This window comes from Pantoea sp. C8B4, from assembly GCF_051336905.1.
Lineage (GTDB): Bacteria > Pseudomonadota > Gammaproteobacteria > Enterobacterales > Enterobacteriaceae > Pantoea > Pantoea rwandensis_B.
Genome location: NZ_JBGMNK010000025.1, coordinates 1 through 26401, shown reverse-complemented (window position 1 = coordinate 26401; position 26401 = coordinate 1). Strand labels below are relative to the sequence as shown.

At 53.0% G+C, this 26401-nt stretch carries 22 protein-coding genes and 1 riboswitch; of the genes, 16 read left to right on the top strand and 6 right to left on the bottom strand.

All coding sequences use genetic code 11. The features are described from left to right. The 9 genes from ACCW76_RS20235 to rpoC all read left to right on the top strand — a co-directional run. Nucleotides 1-597: EF-Tu/IF-2/RF-3 family GTPase (locus ACCW76_RS20235; RefSeq protein ID WP_436339945.1), on the top strand; the 597-nt coding region annotated here is incomplete at its 5' end. 227 nt (nt 598-824) lie between these two features. Further along, the gene (secE, locus tag ACCW76_RS20230; protein WP_039381824.1) at nt 825-1208 is read left to right on the top strand and encodes a preprotein translocase subunit SecE; all 384 of its coding nucleotides are present in this window, start codon (nt 825-827) and stop codon (nt 1206-1208) included. A gap of 1 nt (nt 1209) precedes the next feature. Continuing rightward, nucleotides 1210-1755 (top strand): transcription termination/antitermination protein NusG, encoded by a 546-nt coding sequence (gene nusG, locus ACCW76_RS20225; protein WP_010616908.1) that lies wholly within the window; start codon nt 1210-1212, stop codon nt 1753-1755. 147 nt (nt 1756-1902) lie between these two features. After that, nucleotides 1903-2331: a 50S ribosomal protein L11 gene (rplK, locus tag ACCW76_RS20220; protein ID WP_034828899.1), complete on the top strand. Its 429-nt coding sequence runs from the start codon at nt 1903-1905 to the stop codon at nt 2329-2331. A 3-nt stretch (nt 2332-2334) separates the two neighbouring features. Next, complete coding sequence (gene rplA, locus ACCW76_RS20215) at nt 2335-3039, top strand: 50S ribosomal protein L1 (protein ID WP_034828901.1); 705 nt, start codon at nt 2335-2337, stop codon at nt 3037-3039. 351 nt (nt 3040-3390) lie between these two features. After that, nucleotides 3391-3888: a 50S ribosomal protein L10 gene (gene rplJ / locus ACCW76_RS20210; protein ID WP_034828904.1), complete on the top strand. Its 498-nt coding sequence runs from the start codon at nt 3391-3393 to the stop codon at nt 3886-3888. 66 nt (nt 3889-3954) lie between these two features. Further along, nucleotides 3955-4317, top strand: coding sequence for a 50S ribosomal protein L7/L12 (gene rplL, locus ACCW76_RS20205; protein ID WP_034828906.1), 363 nt, complete (start codon nt 3955-3957; stop codon nt 4315-4317). A gap of 328 nt (nt 4318-4645) precedes the next feature. Next, nucleotides 4646-8674 carry a DNA-directed RNA polymerase subunit beta gene (rpoB, locus tag ACCW76_RS20200; RefSeq protein ID WP_034828907.1) on the top strand — a complete coding sequence of 1343 codons (4029 nt, stop codon included), beginning with the start codon at nt 4646-4648 and terminating at the stop codon, nt 8672-8674. A 77-nt stretch (nt 8675-8751) separates the two neighbouring features. Beyond that, a complete protein-coding gene (rpoC, locus tag ACCW76_RS20195; RefSeq protein ID WP_436339943.1) occupies nt 8752-12975 on the top strand; it encodes a DNA-directed RNA polymerase subunit beta' in 4224 nt (1407 codons plus the stop codon). Nucleotides 12976-13035: 60 nt separating this feature from the next. Here rpoC and ACCW76_RS20190 read toward each other — a convergent pair whose 3' ends face one another. Beyond that, a complete protein-coding gene (locus tag ACCW76_RS20190; protein ID WP_038643751.1) occupies nt 13036-13224 on the bottom strand; it encodes a DUF1127 domain-containing protein in 189 nt (62 codons plus the stop codon). 174 nt (nt 13225-13398) lie between these two features. Between ACCW76_RS20190 and ACCW76_RS20185 the strand changes: the two genes are divergently transcribed. Beyond that, entirely contained in the window at nt 13399-14853 is a 1455-nt protein-coding gene (locus ACCW76_RS20185; protein ID WP_436339941.1) for a PLP-dependent aminotransferase family protein, read from the top strand. Between the two features lie 156 nt (nt 14854-15009). Here ACCW76_RS20185 and thiE read toward each other — a convergent pair whose 3' ends face one another. The 3 genes from thiE to ACCW76_RS20170 form a co-directional block, all read right to left on the bottom strand. Further along, the gene (gene thiE, locus ACCW76_RS20180) at nt 15010-15657 is read right to left on the bottom strand and encodes a thiamine phosphate synthase (RefSeq protein WP_038643747.1); all 648 of its coding nucleotides are present in this window, start codon (nt 15655-15657) and stop codon (nt 15010-15012) included. Then, entirely contained in the window at nt 15654-17579 is a 1926-nt protein-coding gene (gene thiC / locus ACCW76_RS20175; protein WP_436339940.1) for a phosphomethylpyrimidine synthase ThiC, read from the bottom strand. Before thiC ends, thiE begins: the two co-directional genes overlap by 4 nt. 90 nt (nt 17580-17669) lie before the next feature. Next, nucleotides 17670-17770, bottom strand: a riboswitch (TPP riboswitch). A 256-nt stretch (nt 17771-18026) separates the two neighbouring features. Beyond that, the gene (locus ACCW76_RS20170) at nt 18027-18533 is read right to left on the bottom strand and encodes an Rsd/AlgQ family anti-sigma factor (protein WP_045834369.1); all 507 of its coding nucleotides are present in this window, start codon (nt 18531-18533) and stop codon (nt 18027-18029) included. A gap of 88 nt (nt 18534-18621) precedes the next feature. Here ACCW76_RS20170 and nudC point away from each other — a divergent pair, with 88 nt between their 5' ends. The 6 genes from nudC (at nt 18622) to ACCW76_RS20140 (ending at nt 23021) form a co-directional block, all read left to right on the top strand. Further along, nucleotides 18622-19395: an NAD(+) diphosphatase gene (gene nudC, locus ACCW76_RS20165; protein WP_038643741.1), complete on the top strand. Its 774-nt coding sequence runs from the start codon at nt 18622-18624 to the stop codon at nt 19393-19395. 39 nt (nt 19396-19434) lie between these two features. After that, nucleotides 19435-20502, top strand: coding sequence for a uroporphyrinogen decarboxylase (hemE, locus tag ACCW76_RS20160; RefSeq protein WP_034828917.1), 1068 nt, complete (start codon nt 19435-19437; stop codon nt 20500-20502). A 2-nt stretch (nt 20503-20504) separates the two neighbouring features. Then, nucleotides 20505-21173, top strand: coding sequence for a deoxyribonuclease V (nfi, locus tag ACCW76_RS20155; RefSeq protein ID WP_436339938.1), 669 nt, complete (start codon nt 20505-20507; stop codon nt 21171-21173). A 62-nt stretch (nt 21174-21235) separates the two neighbouring features. Beyond that, nucleotides 21236-21826 (top strand): YjaG family protein, encoded by a 591-nt coding sequence (locus ACCW76_RS20150; protein ID WP_034828920.1) that lies wholly within the window; start codon nt 21236-21238, stop codon nt 21824-21826. 188 nt (nt 21827-22014) lie between these two features. Then, nucleotides 22015-22287, top strand: a complete 273-nt coding sequence (hupA, locus tag ACCW76_RS20145) for a nucleoid-associated protein HU-alpha (RefSeq protein ID WP_006121511.1) — start codon at nt 22015-22017, stop codon at nt 22285-22287. A gap of 68 nt (nt 22288-22355) precedes the next feature. Continuing rightward, nucleotides 22356-23021: a DUF1481 domain-containing protein gene (locus ACCW76_RS20140; RefSeq protein ID WP_436339936.1), complete on the top strand. Its 666-nt coding sequence runs from the start codon at nt 22356-22358 to the stop codon at nt 23019-23021. A 41-nt stretch (nt 23022-23062) separates the two neighbouring features. Here ACCW76_RS20140 and purD read toward each other — a convergent pair whose 3' ends face one another. Together purD and purH are read right to left on the bottom strand one after the other, a co-directional pair. Further along, nucleotides 23063-24343, bottom strand: coding sequence for a phosphoribosylamine--glycine ligase (purD, locus tag ACCW76_RS20135; protein WP_045834371.1), 1281 nt, complete (start codon nt 24341-24343; stop codon nt 23063-23065). A 19-nt stretch (nt 24344-24362) separates the two neighbouring features. Then, nucleotides 24363-25952, bottom strand: a complete 1590-nt coding sequence (purH, locus tag ACCW76_RS20130; RefSeq protein WP_045816321.1) for a bifunctional phosphoribosylaminoimidazolecarboxamide formyltransferase/IMP cyclohydrolase — start codon at nt 25950-25952, stop codon at nt 24363-24365. Nucleotides 25953-26401: the final 449 nt, after the last annotated feature.

Here is a 26401-nt window from a genome sequence, read left to right as displayed (position 1 = left end):
GATAACTACATCCCAGAGCCAGTACGTGCAATCGACCTGCCGTTCCTGCTGCCAATCGAAGACGTATTCTCAATCTCTGGCCGTGGTACTGTTGTTACCGGTCGTGTTGAGCGCGGTATCGTGAAAGTCGGCGACGAAGTTGAAGTTGTTGGTCTGAAAGACACCGTTAAGTCTACCTGTACCGGCGTTGAAATGTTCCGCAAACTGCTGGACCAGGGTCAGGCAGGCGAGAACTGTGGTGTTCTGCTGCGTGGTATCAAGCGTGAAGATATCGAGCGTGGTCAGGTTCTGGCTAAGCCGGGCACCATCAAGCCACATACCCAGTTCACTTCAGAAGTTTACGTACTGTCTAAAGATGAAGGCGGCCGTCATACTCCGTTCTTCAAAGGCTACCGTCCTCAGTTCTACTTCCGTACTACTGACGTGACCGGTGACGTTCAACTGCCAGAAGGCGTTGAGATGGTAATGCCAGGCGATAACGTAAAAATGACCGTTACCTTGATCAAGCCAATCGCTATGGATCAGGGTCTGCGTTTCGCAATCCGTGAAGGCGGCCGTACTGTTGGTGCGGGTGTTGTTGCTGAAATTATCGCTTAATTGCGATAACATTTGACGCAATGCATACGGAAAGGGCATCATTTGATGCCCTTTTTGCACGCTGTTACATAGAACCTGGCTCATCAGTGATTTTCGATCATAATCATTGCTGAGACAGGCTCTGGTTTACGGCGTCGGATACCGAGTTACGCCCAAAAGCTCATTCGGTTTGGATGCCTCGCTCTGCGGGGCAGAATTGTTTCTGAATTATTGTGGCAGGTTGGTTTATGAGTGCGAATACCGAAGCTCAAGGGAGCGGGCGCGGCCTGGAAGCGATAAAGTGGGTTGCTGTCATCGCGTTGCTGTTAGTCGCCATCGTTGGCAACTATCTCTATCGCGACATTACGCTGCCTCTGCGCGCGCTGGCTGTCGTAGTACTGATTGCTGCGGCAGGTGGCATAGCGTTGCTGACTATCAAAGGCAAAGCGACTGTGGCTTTTGCTCGTGAAGCAAGAACCGAAATGCGTAAGGTCATTTGGCCGACTCGCCAGGAAACATTGCACACCACGTTAATCGTTGCCGCGGTCACTGCCGTGATGTCACTGATTTTGTGGGGGCTGGATGGAATTCTGGTCCGTCTGGTATCGTTTATCACTGGCCTGAGGTTCTGAGATGTCTGAAGCTCCAAAAAAACGCTGGTACGTCGTTCAGGCGTTCTCCGGTTTTGAAGCCCGCGTAGCGAAGTCGCTGCAAGAGCATATCAAACTGCACAACATGGAAGAGCTGTTTGGTGAAGTCATGGTGCCGACTGAAGAAGTCGTTGAAATCCGTGGTGGCCAGCGCCGTAAAAGCGAACGTAAGTTCTTCCCTGGCTATGTGCTGGTGCAGATGGTGATGAATGACGCCAGCTGGCACTTAGTGCGTAGCGTACCACGTGTCATGGGCTTCATTGGCGGTACCTCTGACCGTCCTGCGCCGATTAGTGATAAAGAAGTCGATGCGATTATGAACCGCCTGCAGCAAGTGGGTGATAAGCCGCGTCCAAAAACGCTGTTCGAGCCAGGCGAGATGGTGCGCGTCAACGACGGTCCATTTGCTGACTTCAACGGTGTGGTCGAAGAAGTGGATTACGAAAAGAGCCGCCTGAAGGTCTCTGTTTCCATCTTTGGCCGTGCAACACCAGTAGAACTCGACTTTGCTCAGGTGGAGAAAGGTTAACCCTTTTGTTCACTTTTTAGCTCTTGCGGAAGGCGCGAAATTTACCTATAATTTCGCGCCTTTTGTTTTTATGCGCTAGCAATAGCGTGTAAATCGTAATCACGGGGAGCCTGTTTTCAGGCGCTATAACCCATTTGAGGAATTATCATGGCTAAGAAAGTACAAGCCTATGTCAAGCTGCAAGTTGCAGCTGGTATGGCGAACCCAAGTCCACCTGTTGGTCCAGCACTGGGTCAGCAGGGTGTTAACATCATGGAATTCTGTAAAGCGTTCAACGCCAAAACAGAATCTCTGGAGAAAGGCCTGCCTACTCCAGTTGTTATCACTGTATACAGCGACCGTTCTTTCACCTTCGTTACCAAGACCCCTCCGGCTGCCGTACTGCTGAAAAAAGCAGCGGGCATCAAGTCTGGTTCTGGTAAGCCGAACAAAGACAAAGTCGGTAAAGTTTCTCGTGCTCAGGTACGTGAAATCGCAGAAACTAAAGCTGCGGACATGACTGGTGCTGACGTAGAAGCGATGACTCGCTCTATCGAAGGTACTGCACGTTCCATGGGCCTGGTAGTAGAGGATTAAGAAATGGCTAAGCTGACCAAGCGCATGAGCGTAATCCGTGACAAAGTTGATGCGACCAAGCAGTACGACATCGCTGAAGCTATTGCTCTGCTGAAAGAACTGGCAACTGCTAAGTTCGTTGAGAGCGTTGACGTTGCTGTTAACCTCGGCATCGATGCACGTAAATCAGATCAGAACGTTCGCGGCGCGACTGTTCTGCCACACGGTACTGGTCGTTCAGTACGTGTTGCTGTATTTACCCAAGGCGCAAACGCAGAAGCTGCTAAAGCAGCTGGCGCTGAGCTGGTAGGTATGGAAGATCTGGCTGACCAGATCAAAAAAGGCGAAATGAACTTTGACGTTGTTATTGCATCTCCAGATGCAATGCGCGTTGTTGGCCAGTTGGGCCAGGTTCTGGGTCCACGCGGCCTGATGCCAAACCCGAAAGTTGGTACTGTAACTCCTAACGTTGCTGAAGCAGTGAAAAACGCTAAAGCAGGTCAGGTTCGTTATCGTAACGACAAAAACGGCATCATCCACACTACCATTGGTAAAGTGGACTTCGACGCTGACAAACTGAAAGAAAACCTGGAATCTCTGCTGGTTGCGCTGAAAAAAGCAAAACCTTCACAGGCTAAAGGCGTGTACATCAAGAAAGTTAGCATCTCTACCACCATGGGCGCCGGCGTTGCCGTTGACCAGGCTGGTCTGAGCGCAGCAGCAAACTAATTGCTGCTTGAAACGGGCGAAAAATTCATCTAGAATCTTACGCCCGTTGTTCTGATTGAGCATTCAATTCAGAACCCAGATTCAAAGTTGCTGAATGTATAAGCCTAAAGGCTCTTATGTTCAGTGGCTTAGGTTGGAGCCAGGCCTTATCCTGGCCTCCGTCCAAGACCGCAGGAGCGGGATTATCTTCGGATAGCTTGCTTAATACCCTGCGTAGACGGTGACAGAACCAAAAAGAATTTTTTCTTCGCTGGATTCTGCTCACCGTGTAATAGCGCTCAGTGCCTTCGGGTAGCTGAGTGAAGTGAGTTCCGGGAAATCTTTCCCGGTCAAATCCAGGAGCAAAAGCTAATGGCATTAAATCTTCAAGGCAAACAAGCGATTGTTGCTGAAGTTAGCGAAGTAGCCAAAGGCGCGCTTTCAGCGGTTGTTGCGGATTCCCGTGGCGTTACCGTTGATAAAATGACCGAACTGCGTAAAGCAGGTCGTGAAGCTGGCGTTTACATGCGTGTTGTTCGCAACACCTTGCTGCGCCGCGTCGTTGAAGGAACTCAGTTTGAGATCCTGAAAGACACGTTTGTTGGTCCGACCCTGATTGCATACTCTTTGGAACACCCGGGCGCTGCTGCTCGTCTGTTCAAAGAGTTCGCGAAAGCGAATGCAAAATTTGAGGTCAAAGCTGCAGCCTTTGAAGGTGAGCTGATCACGGCGGCCAATATTGACCGTCTGGCAACTCTGCCGACTTACGAAGAAGCACTGGCACGTCTGATGTCGACCATGAAAGAAGCCGCTGCTGGCAAATTGGTTCGCACTCTGGCTGCTGTACGCGATGCAAAAGAAGCGGCTTAAGCCCATCTTCTTTTCCTTCGTACTTGCTAACGTATAAACTTTTTCTGTTTTTTAGGAACAATCGATATGTCTATCACCAAAGATCAAATTCTGGAAGCAGTAGCAGCTATGTCCGTAATGGAAGTAGTTGAGCTGGTTTCTGCTATGGAAGAAAAATTCGGCGTTTCTGCTGCTGCTGCTGTAGCTGTTGCTGCTGGCCCAGCTGAAGCTGCTGAAGAGAAAACTGAATTCGACGTAATTCTGAAAGCTGCTGGCGCTAACAAAGTTGCCGTAATCAAAGCAGTTCGTACTGCAACTGGTCTGGGCCTGAAAGAAGCTAAAGACCTGGTTGAAGCTACCGGTGTTATCAAAGAAGGCATCAGCAAAGATGACGCAGCTGCTCTGGAAGCACTGCTGAAAGAAGCTGGCGCTGAAGTTGAAGTTAAGTAAGACAGCCTTCGGGTTGCAGCCTGAGTAACATCAGGCTGATGGCTGGTGACTTTTGGGTCACCAGCTTTTTTGCGCTTCAGGGGAATGATGGCGTTTCACACTGTTTGTCCATTGTTTCTCTTCAATATCTTTTTCTATCGACGACTTAATATATCGCTTTCCTGTGAGGGTTCCCTGCCTGCACAACGGCGATGAAATGATTTAAGAGTGATAGAAAGATGTATTGCATGGGGTGTTACGCATCGCATGAAAAACAAAATAGTGTTGCATGAACTGTCCCTTCAGGACGGACAGCGTGGTTCGACATGTCAGCTAGCTGAGGAACCCTATGGTTTACTCCTATACCGAGAAAAAACGTATTCGTAAGGATTTTGGTAAACGTCCACAAGTACTGGACATACCTTATCTCCTTTCTATCCAGCTTGACTCGTTCCAGAAGTTTATCGAGCAAGATCCAGAAGGCCAATACGGTCTGGAAGCAGCCTTCCGCTCCGTATTCCCAATCTCAAGCTACAGCGGCAACTCTGAGTTGCAGTATGTCAGCTACCGTTTGGGTGAGCCGGTCTTTGACGTAACTGAATGTCAGATCCGTGGCGTGACCTATTCGGCACCGCTGCGCGTGAAACTGCGTCTGGTGATCTACGAGCGTGAAGCGCCGGAAGGCACCGTAAAAGACATCAAAGAACAAGAAGTGTACATGGGTGAAATTCCACTCATGACCGACAACGGTACCTTTGTTATCAATGGTACTGAGCGTGTTATCGTTTCTCAGCTGCATCGTAGTCCTGGCGTGTTCTTTGACAGCGATAAGGGTAAAACGCACTCTTCCGGTAAAGTGCTTTATAACGCACGTATCATCCCTTACCGCGGTTCATGGCTCGACTTCGAGTTTGACCCGAAAGACAACCTGTTTGTCCGTATTGACCGTCGCCGTAAGCTGCCGGCCAGTATCATTCTGCGCGCACTGCACTACACCACTGAACAAATCCTTGATCTGTTCTTTGACAAAGTCGTGTATGAAATCCGCGATAACAAACTGCAGATGGAACTGGTGCCTGAGCGCCTGCGTGGTGAAACCGCCAGCTTCGATATCGAAGCCAATGGCACGGTCTACGTTGAGAAAGGTCGTCGCATCACTGCGCGTCATATTCGTCAGCTGGAAAAAGACGGTATTCAACACATTGAAGTCCCAGTTGAATACATTGCTGGCAAAGTCGTCGCTAAAGATTACGTTGACCTGAACACCGGCGAGCTGATTGTTCCTGCGAACATGGAACTGTCACTGGATCTGCTGGCTAAACTCAGCCAGTCAGGCCACAAGCGCATTGAAACGCTGTTCACCAACGACTTGGATCACGGCCCATACATTTCAGAGACCCTGCGTGTTGACCCAACCAACGATCGCCTGAGCGCGCTGGTTGAGATCTACCGTATGATGCGTCCTGGTGAGCCGCCAACGCGCGAAGCTGCAGAGAACCTGTTCGAGAACCTGTTCTTCTCAGAAGATCGTTACGATCTGTCTGCAGTTGGCCGTATGAAGTTCAACCGTTCACTGCTGCGTGATGAAATCGAAGGTTCAGGTATCCTGAGCAAAGACGACATCATTGAAGTGATGAAGAAACTGATCGGTATCCGTAACGGTATTGGCGAAGTCGATGATATCGACCACCTCGGCAACCGTCGTATCCGTTCAGTCGGTGAGATGGCTGAGAACCAGTTCCGTGTGGGTCTGGTGCGTGTTGAGCGTGCTGTTAAAGAGCGTCTGTCTCTGGGCGACCTCGATACCCTGATGCCTCAGGACATGATCAACGCCAAGCCAATCTCGGCGGCGGTGAAAGAGTTCTTCGGTTCAAGCCAGCTGTCCCAGTTTATGGATCAGAACAACCCGTTGTCTGAGATCACGCATAAGCGTCGTATCTCTGCTCTGGGCCCAGGCGGTCTGACGCGTGAGCGTGCAGGCTTCGAAGTGCGTGACGTACACCCAACCCACTACGGTCGTGTGTGTCCAATCGAAACGCCTGAAGGTCCGAACATCGGTCTGATCAACTCCCTTTCTGTTTACGCGCAGACTAACGAATACGGCTTCCTTGAGACTCCGTACCGTCGCGTGGTAGATGGCAAAGTGAGTGATGAAATTCATTACCTCTCTGCAATCGAAGAGGGTAACTACGTTATCGCTCAGGCGAACACCAACCTTGCTGAAGACGGTAGCTTTGTTGACGATCTCGTCACTTGCCGTAGCAAAGGTGAATCAAGCCTGTTCAGCCGTGATCAAGTTGACTACATGGACGTTTCGACCCAACAGGTCGTTTCAGTCGGTGCGTCACTGATTCCATTCCTGGAGCACGATGATGCTAACCGCGCCTTGATGGGTGCGAACATGCAACGTCAGGCAGTACCAACCCTGCGCGCTGATAAGCCGCTGGTCGGTACCGGTATGGAACGCGCAGTAGCGGTTGACTCCGGTGTAACTGCCGTAGCGAAACGTGGCGGTTCCGTTCAGTACGTTGATGCTTCTCGTATCGTTATCAAAGTTAACGAAGATGAGATGTATCCGGGCGAAGCGGGTATCGACATCTACAACCTGACCAAGTACACCCGTTCTAACCAGAACACCTGCATCAACCAGATGCCATGTGTGTCCCTGGGTGAGCCAATCGAGCGTGGCGACGTGCTGGCAGATGGCCCGTCTACCGATCTTGGTGAACTGGCGCTGGGTCAGAACATGCGCGTGGCGTTCATGCCATGGAACGGTTACAACTTCGAAGACTCCATCCTCGTTTCCGAGCGTGTTGTCCAGGAAGACCGTTTCACCACTATCCACATCCAGGAACTGGCGTGTGTGTCTCGTGACACCAAGCTGGGGCCAGAAGAGATCACCGCTGACATCCCGAACGTGGGTGAAGCTGCGCTCTCCAAACTGGATGAATCCGGTATTGTGTATATCGGTGCGGAAGTGACCGGTGGTGACATTCTGGTCGGTAAAGTGACGCCGAAAGGCGAAACCCAGCTGACGCCAGAAGAGAAACTGCTGCGTGCGATCTTCGGTGAGAAAGCGTCTGACGTTAAAGACTCTTCTCTGCGTGTTCCTAACGGTGTTTCCGGTACGGTTATCGACGTTCAGGTCTTTACTCGCGATGGCGTAGAAAAAGACAAACGTGCGCTGGAAATCGAAGAGATGCAGCTGAAGCAGGCTAAGAAAGACCTGTCTGAAGAACTGCAGATCCTCGAAGCGGGCTTGTTCAGCCGTATTCAGGCTGTACTGATCTCGGGTGGTGTTGAAGCTGAGAAGCTGGATAAACTGCCACGCGAGCGCTGGTTGGAACTGGGCCTGACTGACGAAGAGAAGCAAAACTCTCTCGAGCAGCTGGCTGAGCAGTATGACGAGCTGAAGCACGAGTTTGAGAAGAAACTCGAAGCTAAGCGTCGCAAAATCACTCAGGGCGATGACCTGGCACCAGGCGTGCTGAAAATCGTGAAAGTGTACCTGGCGGTTAAACGTCAGATCCAGCCTGGTGACAAGATGGCAGGTCGTCACGGTAACAAGGGTGTTATCTCTAAGATCAACCCGATCGAAGATATGCCTTACGATGAGAACGGTACGCCGGTCGACATCGTATTGAACCCGCTGGGCGTACCGTCACGTATGAACATCGGTCAGATTCTGGAAACCCACCTGGGGATGGCAGCGAAAGGCATCGGTGAGAAGATCAACGCGATGCTCAAGAAGCAGGAAGAAGTTGCCAAACTGCGTGAGTTCATCCAGCGTGCTTACGATCTGGGCACTGATGTGCGTCAGAAAGTTGATCTGAACACCTTCACTGACGATGAAGTTCTGCGTCTGGCTGAGAACCTGAAAAAAGGTATGCCAATCGCAACGCCAGTGTTCGATGGTGCGAAAGAGAGCGAGATCAAAGAGCTGCTGCAGCTCGGCGGCCTGCCTTCTTCTGGCCAGATCACCCTGTTCGACGGCCGTACCGGTGAGCAGTTTGAGCGTCAGGTAACCGTAGGTTACATGTACATGCTGAAACTGAACCACCTGGTTGACGACAAGATGCACGCACGTTCTACCGGCTCTTACAGCCTCGTTACTCAGCAGCCGCTGGGTGGTAAGGCGCAGTTCGGTGGTCAGCGCTTCGGTGAGATGGAAGTGTGGGCACTGGAAGCATACGGTGCTGCTTATACCCTGCAGGAAATGCTGACCGTTAAGTCTGATGACGTGAACGGCCGTACGAAGATGTATAAAAACATCGTCGATGGCAACCATCAGATGGAACCGGGCATGCCGGAATCCTTCAACGTACTGTTGAAAGAGATCCGCTCGCTGGGTATCAACATCGAGCTGGAAGACGAGTAAGCACTCGTAAGTACTGGTTACGGGACGCGCACTTCGGTGTGCGTCCCTGAGAGTTCCACTCCGACGGGAGCTAATCCGTGAAAGACTTACTTAAGTTTCTGAAAGCGCAAACTAAGACCGAAGAGTTTGATGCGATCAAGATCGCTCTGGCTTCGCCAGACATGATCCGTTCATGGTCTTTTGGTGAAGTTAAAAAGCCAGAAACCATTAACTACCGTACCTTCAAGCCGGAGCGTGACGGTCTTTTCTGCGCCCGTATCTTTGGGCCGGTAAAAGATTACGAATGCCTGTGCGGTAAGTACAAGCGTTTGAAACATCGCGGCGTGATCTGTGAGAAGTGTGGCGTTGAAGTTACACAGACCAAAGTTCGCCGTGAGCGCATGGGCCACATTGAACTGGCTTCACCGACTGCGCACATTTGGTTCCTGAAATCACTGCCTTCGCGTATCGGCTTACTGCTGGATATGCCACTGCGTGATATCGAGCGCGTACTGTACTTCGAATCATATGTTGTGATCGAAGGCGGTATGACCAACCTGGAAAAACGTCAGATTCTGACCGAAGAGCAGTACCTTGACGCGCTGGAAGAGTTCGGTGACGAATTCGACGCGAAGATGGGTGCGGAAGCTATCCAGGCGCTGCTGAAAAATATGGACCTGGAGCAAGAGTGCGAGCAGCTGCGTGAAGAGCTGAACGAAACCAACTCCGAGACCAAACGTAAAAAGCTGACCAAGCGTATCAAGCTGCTGGAAGCGTTCGTTCAGTCTGGCAACAAGCCAGAGTGGATGATCCTGACCGTTCTGCCGGTTCTGCCGCCAGATCTGCGTCCGCTGGTACCGCTGGATGGTGGTCGTTTCGCTACGTCGGATCTGAACGATCTGTACCGTCGCGTTATCAACCGTAACAACCGTCTGAAACGTCTGCTGGATCTGGCTGCGCCAGATATCATAGTACGTAACGAAAAGCGTATGCTGCAGGAAGCGGTAGATGCCTTGCTGGATAACGGCCGTCGCGGTCGTGCCATCACTGGCTCTAACAAACGTCCTCTGAAATCTTTGGCCGACATGATCAAAGGTAAGCAGGGTCGTTTCCGTCAGAACCTGTTGGGTAAACGTGTTGACTACTCCGGTCGTTCTGTTATCACCGTAGGTCCATACCTGCGTCTGCATCAGTGCGGTCTGCCGAAGAAAATGGCACTGGAGCTGTTCAAACCGTTCATCTACGGCAAGCTGGAACTGCGTGGCCTCGCGACCACCATCAAAGCTGCTAAGAAGATGGTTGAGCGTGAAGAAGCTGTCGTTTGGGATATCCTGGACGAAGTGATCCGCGAACACCCAGTACTGCTGAACCGTGCACCAACCCTGCACCGTTTGGGTATTCAGGCATTCGAACCTGTTCTGATCGAAGGTAAAGCGATCCAGCTGCACCCGCTGGTTTGTGCGGCATATAACGCCGACTTCGATGGTGACCAGATGGCAGTTCACGTACCGCTGACGCTGGAAGCCCAGCTGGAAGCGCGTGCGCTGATGATGTCTACCAACAACATCCTGTCACCTGCGAACGGCGAGCCAATCATCGTTCCTTCTCAGGACGTTGTACTGGGTCTGTACTACATGACCCGTGACAAAGTGAATGCGCGCGGCGAAGGCATGGTGCTGACTGGCCCGAAAGAAGCTGAGCGTGTGTATCGCGCTGGCCTGGCTGAGTTGCATGCTCGCGTTAAAGTGCGTATCACCGAATACAGCAAAAACGAACAAGAAGAGTTCGTTGCGAAAACCAGCTTAATCGACACCACCATTGGTCGTGCGATTCTGTGGATGATCGTGCCGAAAGGTCTGCCTTACTCTATCGTCAACCAGGCGCTGGGTAAGAAAGCGATCTCTAAGATGCTGAACACCTGTTACCGCATCCTGGGCCTGAAGCCGACCGTTATCTTCGCTGACCAGACCATGTACACCGGCTTTGCTTACGCAGCCCGTTCAGGTGCCTCTGTAGGTATCGACGACATGGTGATCCCGGCTAAGAAAGCGGAAATCGTGGCAGAAGCAGAAGCGGAAGTTGCTGAGATTCAGGAACAGTTCCAGTCTGGTCTGGTTACTGCTGGCGAACGTTACAACAAAGTCATCGATATCTGGGCCGCAGCGAACGAACGCGTTTCCAAGGCGATGATGGACAACCTGCAAACCGAAACCGTGATCAACCGTCACGGCGAAGAAGAGCAGCAAGTCTCGTTCAACAGCATCTACATGATGGCCGACTCCGGTGCGCGTGGTTCTGCAGCTCAGATTCGTCAGCTGGCCGGTATGCGTGGTCTGATGGCTAAGCCAGATGGCTCAATCATCGAAACGCCAATCACCGCGAACTTCCGTGAAGGTCTGAACGTACTTCAGTACTTCATCTCGACGCACGGTGCGCGTAAAGGTCTTGCGGATACCGCACTGAAAACCGCTAACTCCGGTTATCTGACGCGTCGTCTGGTAGACGTTGCACAGGATCTGGTGGTTACTGAAGACGACTGTGGCACGTTCGAAGGCATCATGATGACTCCGGTCATCGAAGGTGGCGACGTTAAAGAGCCACTGCGTGAGCGTGTACTGGGTCGTGTGACCGCAGAAGACGTGCTGAAGCCAGGTACTGCTGACATCCTGATCCCGCGTAACACGCTGATCGATGAGCACTGGTGTGATGTGATCGAACTGAATTCAGTCGATGCCATCAAAGTACGTTCTGTTGTTGGTTGTGAAACCGACTTTGGTGTGTGTGCACACTGCTACGGTCGCGACCTGGCACGTGGTCACATCATCAACAAAGGTGAGGCCATCGGCGTTATCGCAGCACAGTCCATCGGTGAGCCGGGTACACAGCTGACGATGCGTACGTTCCACATCGGTGGTGCGGCATCTCGTGCGGCTGCTGAATCCAGCATCCAGGTGAAGAACAAAGGTACTATCAAGCTGACCAACGCGAAGTCAGTAACCAACTCCTCCGGGAAACTGGTTATCGTCTCTCGTAACGTTGAGCTGAAGATGATCGATGAATTCGGTCGTACCAAAGAGAGCTATAAAGTCCCTTACGGCGCGATGATGGCCAAAGGTGATGGCGAGCAGGTTGCCGCGGGCGAAACCGTAGCAAACTGGGATCCGCATACCATGCCAGTTATCACGGAAGTGGGCGGTTTCATTCGCTTCACTGACATGATCGACGGTCAGACCATTACCCGTCAGACTGACGACCTTACTGGTCTGTCATCGCTGGTGGTTCTGGATTCTGCAGAACGTACTGCGGGCGGTAAAGATCTGCGTCCTGCGCTGAAAATTGTTGATGCCAACGGAAATGATGTGCTGATTCCTGGTACCGACATGCCAGCTCAGTACTTCCTGCCGGGCAAAGCAATTGTTCAGCTGGAAGATGGCGTTAAGATCAGTGCTGGTGACACCCTGTCTCGTGTACCTCAGGAATCTGGCGGTACCAAGGACATCACCGGTGGTCTGCCACGCGTTGCTGACTTGTTCGAAGCGCGTCGTCCGAAAGAGCCAGCAATTCTGGCCGAGATCAGCGGTATTATCTCGTTCGGTAAAGAGACCAAAGGTAAGCGTCGTCTGGTGATTACGCCAGTTGATGGTAGCGATCCGTACGAAGAGATGATTCCGAAATGGCGTCAGCTGAACGTATTCGAAGGTGAGCGTGTTGAACGTGGTGACGTTGTTTCTGACGGCCCAGAATCTCCACACGATATCCTGCGTCTGCGTGGCGTCCATGCTGTGACCCGTTACATCACTAACGAAGTGCAGGAAGTTTACCGTCTGCAAGGCGTTAAGATTAACGATAAACACATCGAAGTCATCGTGCGTCAGATGCTGCGTAAAGCAACCATCGCCAGCGCGGGCAGCACCGAGTTCCTGGAAGGTGAGCAGGCTGAATACTCTCGCATCAAGATCGCGAACCGCGACCTCGAAGCGAACGGCAAAATTGGCGCAACCTTTGTGCGCGATCTGCTGGGTATCACCAAAGCTTCTCTGGCAACCGAATCGTTCATCTCTGCAGCATCGTTCCAGGAAACCACACGTGTCCTGACCGAAGCAGCAGTAGCAGGCAAGCGTGATGAACTGCGCGGCCTGAAAGAGAACGTGATCGTGGGTCGTCTGATCCCGGCCGGTACCGGTTATGCTTACCATCAGGATCGTATGCGTCGCCGTTCTGTAGGTGAAGCACCGGTTGCACCGCAGGTCACTGCGGATGAAGCCTCTGCGAGCCTGGCTGAACTGCTGAACGCCGGTCTTGGCGGTAGCGACGACGAATAATCGTCTGCGATAGCTGACCCATAAAAAACCCTGCCTCGGCAGGGTTTTTTTCGTCTTCAATCAGCCCTTACGGCAGATATCGTGGCGGGTCAGGCCAATGTCGCGTAGTTGTGCATCGCTTAAGTGAGACAGAATTTTGCGAGTCTCACGGCGCGCGCGCCATCTCTTGATGGCGCGCCCTGCACCGCGAACCATGTCCAGTAGTGTTACATCAAATGGTTTTGCTGCGCGGTTTTGATCGAATTCCATTATGAATGCCCTCATCAGTTGTCTGTGAGGTATTGTCCAGTTCTTGTGCATTTCAATACAGATTCAAAAATCACTTATTATTAACATACAGATTGCGCACGATAGGATCTGAATGGTAAAAAAAGGGATGATCTGTACTGATTTAGATTCAGTGAACTCGAGGGGAATCATACGATGACGCGTTATCAACATCTGGCTTGCTTGCTCTCAGACAGGATTGAGCAGGGACTCTATCGTAGCGGTGAACGCTTACCCTCGGTGCGTACGCTGAGTATTGAACATGGTGTGAGCATCAGCACCGTGCAGCAGGCGTATCACTTGCTGGAAGAGAAACAGCTGATTGTGCCGCAGCCGCGCTCTGGCTATTTCGTTGCGACGCGCAAAGCCACGCCTCCTGTTCCTGCGTTAACCCGCCCGGTACAACGCCCTGTCGAGATCACCCAATGGGAATCGGTGCTGGAGTTATTAAGCAGCCGCAACAGCGGTAACGTGCTGCAATTAGGTAGCGGCATGCCCGACCTTACCCAGCCGACATTGAAGCCATTATGGAAAATTCAGAGCCGAATGGCGCAGAAGCAGGATCTTGACCAGCTCAATTATGACAGTCTGTTAGGCGTTGCGGCCTTGCGTGAGCAGGTCGCACGCTTAACTATCGATAGCGGTTGTCAGCTCACCGCAGAGGATATTGTGATCACCACGGGCTGCCATGAAGCGCTGTCCGTGTCGATCCGCGCGGTGTGTGAGCCGGGTGATATCATCGCCGTTGAATCTCCGACTTTCCATGGCACGATGCAGACCCTGCGCGGGCTTGGTATCCGTGCCATTGAAATCCCTACCGATTCGGTGACGGGCATTAGCCTCGAAGCCCTGGAGCTGGCATTCGAGCAGTGGCCTATAAAAGCCGTGGTGGTGGTGCCAAACTGCAATAATCCGCTGGGATTTATCATGCCTGAAGCGCGCAAGCGTGCGCTGCTGGCACTGGCTCAGCGTTTTGATGCAGCAATCATCGAAGACGATGTCTATGGTGAGTTGGCATGGGAGTACCCGCGCCCCATTACCATCAAATCTTTGGACATGGATGGCCGGGTGTTGCTGTGTAGCTCATTCTCCAAAACGCTGGCACCCGGTTTGCGTGTGGGATGGGTGGCGCCAGGGCGTTATCGCGATCGCGTTTTGCATATGAAATATATCGGCACCGGCTCAACGGCCACACAGCCGCAACATGCAGTGGCCGAATTTATTCGTCTTGGCCACTACGGGCCACATCTACGCCGGATGCGTCAGGTTTATCAGCGCAACTACGAGACCTTTAGTTGCTGGGTGCGTCACTACTTCCCCTGCGGTATCTGTGTTTCACGTCCGCAGGGCAGTTTCCTGATGTGGATTGAGTTACCAGAAGCGTTTGATGCCGTTCGGCTTAACACCGAACTGCGCTCGTTGAACATTCAGGTTGCTGTCGGATCGCTGTTTTCTGCCTCGGGAAAATATCGCAACTGCTTACGTCTGAATTATGGTTTGCCCATTAATGAGCATACTGAACAGGCCATCGCCCAACTTGGCGCTGCGGTGGAGCAGGCCATGCACGCCTGTCATATAGAAACGGAACCCGCCTCATCCCTGACTGATTAAAGTGGAAAGGCAGGGCTGGAGAGAGGGGTAGACCAGCCCTGGCCCACTGCCAGCGACAGCGGGCAGGCACACTTTATCCTGACCGGAAAAACACGCTAGCCCGCAGGAAGCGGACTGCGCGTGAGATTCCAGCCAATTTACCCTGATTGCAGAACGTTACAGCGCTTCTGCGGGCTGGGTTCCCGCTTCAACCAGTGCCAGCAACTCCTGTGTCGCCTGGCGCCAGTCTTCCGCCTGGGTAATGGCGCTCACCACGGCAACGCTTCCTACGCCAGTGGCCAAAACTTCAGGTACGCGCGCAAGGGATATACCGCCAATTGCCACAGTCGGTATATCCTGCAACCGTGCCATGTGGCGTTTCAGTTCCATGACGCCTTGCGGTTCTGAAGGCATATCTTTGGTTTGCGTAGGGTAAATGTGTCCCAGTGCAATGTAGGAAGGACGCAGCGCCAGCGCGCGGTCCAACTCGGCATCATCATGAGTTGATAACCCCAGACGCAAACCTGCCTGGCGGATAGCGTCCAGATTGGCCACGTCTAAATCTTCCTGACCAAGATGCACGCCATAGGCGTTGTATTTAATTGCCAATCGCCAGTAATCGTTGATAAACAGGCGTGCACGGTACTGCTTGCCCAGCGCAATTGCCTCGCGCACTGCGTCTTCTACTTCATGATCCTGGCAATCTTTGATGCGCAACTGGATGGTGCGAACGCCAGCCTCCAGTAAGCGTGCAATCCACTCTACGCTATCAACAACAGGGTACAGCCCCAGTTTCGGGGCCGTGGCTGGAAAGGCATCGGTCATACTTTTTCCTCTTTAAGGGCATCGGCGGCGTGATAAAGCTCGCCACCACGACTGCGGAAGGCATCCGACATCTGCGCCATGCCAATTTCAATTGGCTGGGCTTCTGCCTGCTGGCGAGCAGCATATTCGCGCACTTCCTGGGTAATTTTCATCGAACAGAATTTTGGACCGCACATTGAGCAGAAGTGAGCCACTTTGCCCGATTCCTGCGGCAATGTCTCATCGTGATAAGCGCGTGCCGTATGCGGATCGAGCGCCAGATTGAACTGATCCTCCCAGCGGAATTCAAAACGTGCTTTCGACATGGCGTTATCGCGGATCTGTGCGCCGGGATGGCCTTTGGCCAGATCGGCAGCATGCGCGGCGATCTTGTAGGTAATCAGCCCCTGCTTCACATCTTCTTTATTGGGCAAACCGAGGTGCTCTTTCGGTGTGACGTAACACAGCATGGCGCAGCCAAACCAACCAATCATCGCGGCACCAATGCCGGAGGTAAAGTGATCGTACCCGGGGGCGATATCGGTGGTCAGTGGGCCAAGCGTGTAAAACGGCGCTTCGTGACAGTGCTCTAACTGTTCGGTCATGTTGCGGCGGATCATCTGCATGGGCACATGGCCTGGGCCTTCAATCATCACCTGCACATCGTATTCCCAGGCAATTTTTGTCAGCTCACCTAGCGTCTGCAATTCGGCAAACTGGGCTTCATCGTTGGCGTCCTGAATCGATCCTGGGCGCAGACCATCGCCGAGTGACAGCGCGACATCATAAGCCGCGCAGATCTCGCAGATTTCACGGAAGTGCAGATAGAGGAAGCTTTCCTGATGATGTGACAGGCACCACTTCGCCATGATCGAACCACCACGCGAGACAATACCGGTCAGACGTTTAGCCGTCATCGGCACATAGCGCAGCAGCACACCGGCGTGAATAGTGAAGTAATCCACCCCCTGTTCTGCTTGTTCGAGCAGGGTATCGCGGAAGATCTCCCAGTTAAGGTCCTCCGCCACGCCGTTCACTTTCTCCAGTGCCTGATAAATGGGCACAGTGCCAATCGGCACCGGGCTGTTTCGCAAAATCCACTCGCGCGTTTCATGGATATAGCGTCCTGTGGAGAGGTCCATCACGGTATCCGCGCCCCAGCGTGTTGACCACACCAGTTTCTCCACTTCCTCTTCAATCGATGAACTCACCGCTGAGTTGCCTATATTGGCGTTCACCTTCACCAGAAAGTTACGGCCAATGATCATCGGCTCGGATTCGGGGTGATTAATATTGGAGGGTATGATAGCGCGACCGCTGGCAACTTCCTGGCGCACAAATTCGGCGGTGATATTTTCCGGCAGATTGGCACCGAAACTGTGGCCCGGGTGCTGTTGCAGTAGCACTTCACCACGAATACGTTCGCGGCCCATGTTTTCTCGCACCGCAATAAATTCCATCTCGGGTGTAATTATGCCCTGACGTGCGTAATGCAGTTGCGTGACGCAGCGGCCAACTTTGGCACGACGCGGCTGCGGTAACTGCTCGAAGCGCAGGTGATCCAGCCCTTCATCGGCTAAGCGTTGCTGGGTGTATTGCGAACTCAGTTGATGGATAGCCTCACTGTCATTGCGTTCGGCGATCCAGTTTTCACGTAATCGTCCTAATCCCCGATGCACATCAATGGTGGCCGCGGGATCGCCATAAGCACCCGCCGTGTCATATACCGGCACCGGCTCGTTGTGCTCATACTTCGGATTCTCTTTTGTACCGCCAATGTGTGTTGGGCTGAGCTGGATTTCGCGCATCGGCACACGGATATCCGCTCGGCTACCGGTGATCCAGATACGTTTGGATTGGGGGAAAGCAGTGCCCTGCAGCGAATCGATAAATTCCTGCGCTTGTGCACGTTGTTCACGACGAGAAGTTTTAGCAACAGACATAGCAAATTTCCTGAATTAAGGGGAAGTTGCTTGTCCAGAGTTCGGAAGGAGTAACAGGGACGATGCCGGGCGCCAACACGCATCGCTCTGTGAATGTCTACTCTTGTTCCCTTCGCAGGTACTAACCTGATCAGGTTCCGCGGATCCCGAATAAACGGTCTCAGCCCCTTAGGGCACTCCGACAAGGTTGAATTTTACGATATAAGCTACTTTGCTTGCCATTTCACGCCTGGGCAGTGCTCGTGTCCGTCACGTACTACGTGTACGCTCCGGCCTCTGCGCGCTGTCCGAGCGTGAACTGGCTGCGCACGCTACGCTTATATCGCAAAATTTGACTCTAGATTGCTTTAAAGAGACGCATAAAAACGTGAATAGGCCTCAATAAAAAAGCCCATTCAGCATAAGAGGGCTTTTTCGGAATAACAAGTTTTTTACATGGGCCCGAGGTTAAGCGGGGCGAGCCATGCTGCTTTCGTTGGCGACCGGTGGGCGTGCCAGCTGGTTATCCCAGGCGAGTTGCACCAGCTTATCTTCCAGCGTGAAGCGCGACTCCAGTACTTCACCCACTTCGGATAACGCCTTCTGGAATTCTACGCAGTTATCGTCGTTGATGGCCTGCTGCAAATGGCTGTCATACAGTTGCATCATGCGATCGGTATTTGCTTCCAGAGCGGGATAGAGTTGGGCGGCCGCAATGAGCGGGCTATCGCCCTCCATCTCACTGATAATACGTTCATAAATACTGAAATGACCGGTTGAGAGGTAATCAACCAGGCCGTGGCAAAACGCATCCAGCGCCTGTTCATCCAGAGCACTGAGCGCCTCTTTGTGTGGCTTGATGCCAATTAATGCGTAATAGCTGACAAGCAACTGTCGGCGCGCGCGCAGCCACGCATCAACGAGTTCATTACCGCCACTTACACGCCTGGCCAGGTCATCTAACTGGGTAAGCATATGGGGCTCCGGGTGAGTTATAGTTATCCATTCCACACTTAACATCAGGATTTCAGCGTGCCATTTGACGCTAAGGACAACGAATAAGATGCAACGTGAGATCTCAAGCGTAGACGCTGGCTGGTGGATTGTCAGCCATGAACAAAAACTTTGGTTACCGCAAGGTGAACTGCCGCATGGCTTATCCGGCGATTTTGGCCTGACAGGAAAAACCGCGATTTTGATTGGCGAATGGCAGGCGGAGAATGTCTGGCTGATACGTGAATCACGACCTGACAATATGGGATCTGTTCGCCAGCTTATCGACGAAGATGTTGGGCTTTTCCAGATGGTTGGGCGCGGAGTTCAACTCGCCGAATTCTACCGCTCACACCGCTGGTGTGGCTACTGCGGCCACGAAATGCACCTCAGTAAACGCGAATTTGCCTGCCTGTGTCACCATTGCCGTGAGCGCTATTATCCGCAAATCGCACCGTGCATCATCGTAGCGATTCGCCGGGGGGAGGAGATTCTGCTGGCCAACCATGCGCGTCATCGCAACAGCATTTACACAGTATTAGCTGGCTTTGTTGAGGTCGGGGAGACGCTGGAGCAGGCCGTCGCGCGTGAAGTGATGGAAGAGAGCAACGTCCGGGTTAAAAATGTCCGTTACGTCACCTCGCAGCCTTGGCCGTTCCCGCATTCGCTAATGATGGCGTTTATGGCCGAGTACGAAGGCGGAGACTTGCAGCATGATGGCAAAGAGTTGCTGGATGCCGGCTGGTATCGCTATGACGATCTGCCCTTGTTACCGCCACCGGGCACGGTGGCACGACGGTTGATTGAAGATACCGTTGCCCTGTGTCGCGCCAGCGCGCCGTGAAAATGCTACACTGGCGGCCTTAGCATGAGAGAGCCCATTATGAGTGAACTGAAGAACGATCGTTATCTGCGTGCCCTGTTACGTCAGCCGGTGGATGTCACCCCTGTATGGATGATGCGACAAGCCGGGCGTTATTTGCCGGAGTACAAAGCCACGCGTGCTGAAGCCGGTGATTTTATGTCGCTGTGTAAGAATGCGGAGCTGGCGTGCGAAGTCACCCTGCAGCCGCTGCGTCGTTATGCGCTGGATGCTGCGATCCTCTTCAGCGATATCCTGACGATTCCTGATGCGATGGGGCTGGGGCTCTATTTTGAAACGGGCGAAGGTCCGCGCTTCTCAAATCCTATTACCTGCCGTGCAGATGTAGACAAACTGCCGATTCCGGATCCAGAAGATGAGCTGGGTTATGTGATGAATGCGGTGCGTACCATTCGCCATAACCTGAAAGGCGAAGTGCCTTTGATCGGTTTCTCTGGCAGCCCATGGACGTTGGCAACCTACATGGTTGAAGGCGGCAGCAGCAAAGCGTTCACCAAAATTAAAAAGATGATGTATGCCGAGCCGCAAACCCTGCACAAGCTGCTGGATAAGCTGGCTGACAGTGTCATCCATTACCTGAACGCCCAGATCAAAGCCGGTGCACAGTCGATTATGGTCTTCGATACCTGGGGCGGCGTGCTGACAGGCCGCGATTACCGTGAGTTTTCACTCTACTATATGCACAAAATCGTTGATAGCGTGCTGCACGAGAACGAAGGTCGCCGTGTGCCGATTACGCTGTTCACCAAAGGGGGGGGGCAGTGGCTGGAAGCTATCGCAGCGACCGGATGTGATGCACTGGGTCTGGACTGGAGCACCGATATTGCCGATGCACGTCGTCGCGTGGGTGACAAAGTTGCGTTGCAGGGCAACATGGATCCTTCCATGCTGTATGCGCCTCCGGCACGTATCGAGCAGGAGGTGGCCACTATCCTTGAAGGCTTTGGCGCGGGTGAGGGTCACGTCTTCAACCTCGGACATGGCATTCATCAGGATGTGCCGCCAGAGCACGCCGGTGCTTTCGTCGAAGCCGTACATCGCCTGTCTCGCCCTTATCATCAGGGCTAAGCATGGATTTGGCCGCGCTGCGGGCTGAACAGTTACAACGCGCTGCTAATGTGGTGCGGCAGGATGATTTTGACATCCTGCCGCCTCGTTTTATCGCCGGTGCGGACGTCGGTTTTGAACAGGAAGGTGACATCACGCGTGCGGCACTGGTGGTATTAGAATATCCCTCATTGCAACTCGTGGAGCACCGTATAGCGCGCATCGCGACCACCATGCCTTACATCCCGGGTTTCTTATCGTTTCGCGAAGTCCCCGCACTGCTTGCAGCCTGGCAGCAGCTCACACACCAACCCGATCTTTTATTCGTTGATGGTCATGGTATTGCCCATCCCCGTCGCCTCGGCGTGGCTGCGCATTTAGGCTCGCTGGTGGATGTTCCAACCATTGGCGTGGCGAAAAAACGGCTCTGCGGGCGTTTTACCGAATTGGATGCTGAACCGGGAAGCCGCCAACCACTGATGGATAAAGGCGAACAAATAGGTTGGGTGTGGCGCAGTAAAGCGCGCTGCAACCCTCTGTTCGTCTCAACCGGGCATCGTGTCAGTATGGACAGCGCACTGAATTGGGTGGAGAGATGTACCGCGGGCTATCGTTTGCCCGAGCCTACACGCTGGGCCGATGCGGTTGCTTCGGGCCGTCCTGCGTTTCTACGCTGGCAAAATGCGCGTTAACGCTGTTTGCGCGCGGCTTTTGCGGTACACTGCCGCCAGCTAACCTATTGAGAGTAAGTTTGATGTTACAGAACCCCGTCCATTTGCGTCTGGCGAAGCTGGAAAGCTGGCAGCATATGACCTTTATGGCCTGTCTGTGCGAGCGGATGTTCCCCAATTATTGGGCCTTCTGTCAGCAGACTGAATTCGCCGATCCGCAACTTTATCGTCGCATCCTTGACCTTGTCTGGGAGAGCCTGACGGTCAAAGACGCCAAAATTAACTTCGATAGCCAACTGGAGAAGCTGGAATCAGCGATTCCGAATGGTGATGATTTTGATATTTATGGTGTCCACCCAGCAATCGATGCCTGTGTTGCGCTGAGCGAAGTTGTGCATGCACAGCTCAGCGGTGAAACCCTGGAACACGCAATCGAAGTCAGCCGTACGTCGATTACCACCGTTGCTATTCTGGAAATGACGCAAGCCGGTCGTGAAATGACCGATGAAGAGCTGCGCGAAAATCAGGCGGTGATTGATGAATGGGATCTGCAGTGGGAGATTTTCCGCCTGCTGGCAGACTGCGAAGAGCGCGACCTTGAGCTGATTAAGGGGTTGCGTTCTGACCTGCGCGAAGCGGGAATCAGTAACATCGGTATACTTTTTCAGCAATAAGGCGATAAAACGTGACTTCAGGCCTGAATTACCGCGCCTGGAGGCTTCACATCAGCCCCCTGTCTGGTCTACATTTGGGGGGCTGAAAATTGTGGCTATCTTTGCGTGCAGGTTGAAGAGTGCCAGATTATGGCTTTTCCCTCGCACTCGTTGCTTAGCAAGCGATAAATACACTTTAAGGATAACTTATGAACAAGACTCAACTGATTGATGTGATCGCAGAGAAAGCTGACCTGTCAAAAACCCAGGCTAAAGCTGCGCTGGAATCTACCCTGGCTGCGATCACTGAGTCTCTGAAAGAAGGTGATGCTGTACAACTGGTTGGTTTTGGTACTTTTAAAGTGAACCACCGCGCTGAGCGTACCGGTCGCAACCCACAGACTGGTAAAGAGATCAAAATCGCGGCAGCTAACGTGCCAGCGTTCGTCTCTGGTAAAGCTCTGAAAGACGCTGTTAAGTAAGTTTTCCGCATCGCGGTTTAAGCTTTAAAAGAGGGGCGACACGCCCCTTTTTGTCATTGGGGCCTGTCATGCTGAACACGATTACTCAGCGCGTCTGCGCCCTGTTACTCGGTGCGCTGCTCGCGGGCTGTAGTTCCACCTCTGATCTCCCTGCCTTTACGGCAAGCGGCTATCTGGCCGATCGTGGCACTGTGCGCATCTGGCGCAAGAACACTGACCATCAGGCTGTTCATCTTCGCACTGTTTATACCCCTTTCAATGGCGATGCCATGGAAACCACTGACTACAACTGGCAACAGAACAAGCTGATCAGCGTTGAGCGCATTGTGGCGGGTGAGCAACCCGATGACGTGACGTTGCGTTTTGACCATCTGGGCAATCTTAATTTTATGCAGCGTCAGCTGGCCGGCCGTCGTGAAGCGGTAAGTGGTGATACGGTTGAACTCTATCGTTTCGACGCGCAACGCATGCTGGAGCAAAGTAATGCGTTGCTGAGTGGACGTGTATTGCTGAAGCAGGGGCATTGGCTGGGCGCTACGCAGGTGCGCGACTGTGATGGCAAAGTGGTGAATGCACCCTTTGATAACGGAATCATTGCCACGCTATCTCAGCAGCAGCAAAACCAGCCACAGTCGTTGATGGTGTCATGGTTGGAGGCACCTGAAGGCGTACAGCTGTTGCGGGCGACGCCAGAGGATGAGTGCAGCTGGCAGCCGAAAGAGAGTGATTTCTGAGTGGGGAAAAACCAAGGGGTGCTGAGCGCGCCCCTTGATGATTACTTGCGATTAATGGCGCGGTAACCAATATCTTTACGGCAGAAGCTGCCTTCCCACGAAATATGTTTCGCCAGCGCATAGGCATTCTTCTGCGCGGCAGCCACATCTTCGCCCAGTGCAGTGACGCACAGCACGCGTCCACCGTTGGTGACCACCACATCATCTTTCATCGTGGTACCCGCGTGGAACACTTTACCGTCCGGCACTTCTTCCAGCGGCAGACCGTGAATTTGATCACCGGTATTGTAATCCGCGGGATAGCCGCCAGCTGCCAGCACGACACCCAGCGATGGACGTGGATCCCACTGCGAAGTTTGCTGATCCAGCTTGCCATCCACTGCGGCCAGGCACAGTTCAACCAGATCTGACTGCAGGCGCAACATGATCGGCTGGGTTTCTGGATCGCCAAAGCGGCAGTTGAACTCGATCACTTTCGGCTGACCGGCTTTATCGATCATCAGGCCGGCATACAGGAAGCCGGTATAGGTGTTGCCTTCCGCTTTCATGCCGTTAACGGTTGGCCAGATAATCTGGTCCATCACACGCTGGTGGATCTCATCGGTGACAACCGGGGCAGGCGAGTAAGCGCCCATGCCTCCGGTGTTCGGGCCGGTATCACCATCGCCTACACGTTTATGATCCTGGCTGGTGGCCATGGGTAACACGTTGTCGCCATCCACCATCACGATAAAGCTGGCTTCTTCGCCGTCGAGGAACTCTTCAATGACGATACGATGGCCTGCATCGCCGAAAGCGTTGCCTGCCAGCATGTCCTGCACTGCAGCTTCCGCTTCAGCCAGTTCCATCGCGACGATAACGCCTTTACCAGCTGCCAGACCATCCGCTTTAATAACGATCGGTGCGCCTTTCTCACGCAGGTAAGCCAGCGCTGGCTCAACTTCCGTAAAGTTCTGGTATTCAGCGGTAGGGATCTGCTGGCGTGCCAGGAAATCTTTGGTGAAGGCTTTTGATCCTTCCAGCTGTGCAGCTGCCTGTGTTGGGCCAAAAATCTTCAGACCAGCAGCGCGGAACGCATCAACCACACCAATCACCAGCGGGGCTTCCGGGCCGACGATAGTCAGGCCGATATTTTCTTTTTGAGCAAAAGCCAGCAGGGCAGGCACATCAGTGGCGCTGATCGCCACGTTTTGCAACGCGGGCTCCAGTGCGGTACCGGCGTTACCCGGTGCCACAAACACGGTCTCAGCTAAAGGAGACTGTGCTGCTTTCCATGCCAGCGCGTGTTCACGTCCGCCATTACCAATCACTAAAATTTTCATCTATTAAAGCTCCAGACTATTAATGGCGGAAGTGACGCATGTCGGTGAAGATCATCGCAATACCGTGCTCATCAGCGGCGGCAATCACTTCATCATCACGGATAGAACCACCTGGTTGAATCACACAGCTGATACCCACAGCTGCCGCTGCGTCGATACCATCGCGGAATGGGAAGAAAGCATCAGACGCCATGGCTGAACCTTTAACTTCTAAACCTTCGTCGCCTGCTTTAATACCGGCAATTTTGGCAGAATAAACGCGGCTCATCTGTCCAGCGCCTATGCCGATAGTCATATTGTCACGTGCGTAGACAATGGCGTTGGACTTCACGAACTTGGCCACTTTCCAGCAGAACAGCGCATCACGCAGTTCCTGCTCGCTTGGCTGGCGCTGAGTCACGACACGCAGCTGACTGGCATCCACCATACCGAGATCGCGATCCTGAACCAGCAGGCCGCCATTAACACGCTTGAAATCCAGTGCGGCAACACGGCCCTGCCACTGGCCACAAACCAGCACGCGAACGTTCTGTTTTGCTGCGGTGACTTTAAGTGCCGCTTCGCTGGCTGAAGGGGCAATGATCACTTCGACAAACTGACGGCTGATGATCGCCTGGGCAGTGGCTTCATCCAATTCGCGGTTGAAAGCGATGATGCCGCCAAAAGCAGAAGTTGGGTCAGTTTTGTAAGCGCGCTCATAGGCGTCAAGAATCGAACCGCCCACGGCCACACCACACGGGTTGGCATGCTTAACGATCACGCAAGCCGCTTCATCAAACTCTTTCACACACTCAAGTGCGGCATCGGTATCGGCGATGTTGTTGTAAGAGAGCGCTTTGCCCTGAACCTGCTGTGCAGTCGCAACAGAAGCTTCTGCCACATTCTCTTCTATATAGAAGGCAGCGTCCTGATGGCTGTTCTCGCCGTAACGCATATCCTGCTTCTTGATGAAGTTGAGGTTCAGCGTACGTGGGAAGCGGCCGGCAGGTTCTTTGCTGTCGCTATGATAAGCCGGCACCAGGCTGCCAAAGTAGTTGGCAATCATGCTGTCGTAGGCTGCGGTGTGTTCGAAGGCTTTGATCGCCAGATCGAAACGGGTATCCAGCGTCAGAGAGTTTTCATTGGCGTCCAGCTCGGCGATGATGGCCTCGTAGTCGCTGCTCTTCACCACGATCGCCACATCTTTATGGTTCTTCGCAGCGGAGCGCACCATGGTTGGGCCACCGATATCGATATTCTCTACCGCGTCTGCCAGTGAGCAATCGGGTTTGGCAACGGTTTGCGCGAAGGGATAAAGGTTTACCACCACCATATCGATAGGGTTGATCGCGTGCTCGGCCATGATCGCATCATCGGTGCCGCGACGGCCCAGAATACCGCCATGCACTTTCGGGTGCAGCGTTTTGACGCGTCCATCCATCATTTCCGGGAAACCGGTGTAGTCAGAGACTTCGGTGACGGGCAGGCCCGCATCTGCCAGCAGGCGTGCAGTACCACCTGTGGAGAGCAGCTCAACACCACGACTGGAGAGTGCCTGAGCAAATTCGAGGATACCGGCTTTATCAGAAACACTGAGCAGAGCGCGGCGTACTGGACGACGTTGTTGCATGGTGGTTTTATCCCTTGGCTTTGTTTCGCATAAATAAGAGCGTTACATCAAGCTTAGCGTTTCTTTCTATATAGAAGAGAGCACTTGCTTCATGTAACGCCCCAAAAGGGGCATCCTTGACGTCGCCGGGCATTGTAGCGAAAACGTTTGCGCGATGCTCGCCTAAATTCATCTGTCCGGATGAATGTGGATAACACTGTGTGTAAGTGGGTATAAGGCGGGGTTTTGCTGTGGAATGCAGCGAACGGTTGTTTTTGTTGAATTTAGCGGTTGCGCGCTGCGAACAACTCCCTATAATGCGCATCCATCGAGACGGCACAACGGTTTACGAAGTGCGGTGTTGACAGGAAGATTCGATAAGAACTTCCGCCAGAGAAAAAACGCTGAAAAAAGTGTTTGACTCTGAAGGAGGAAAGCGTAATATACGCCACCTCGCAACAGCAGCTTAA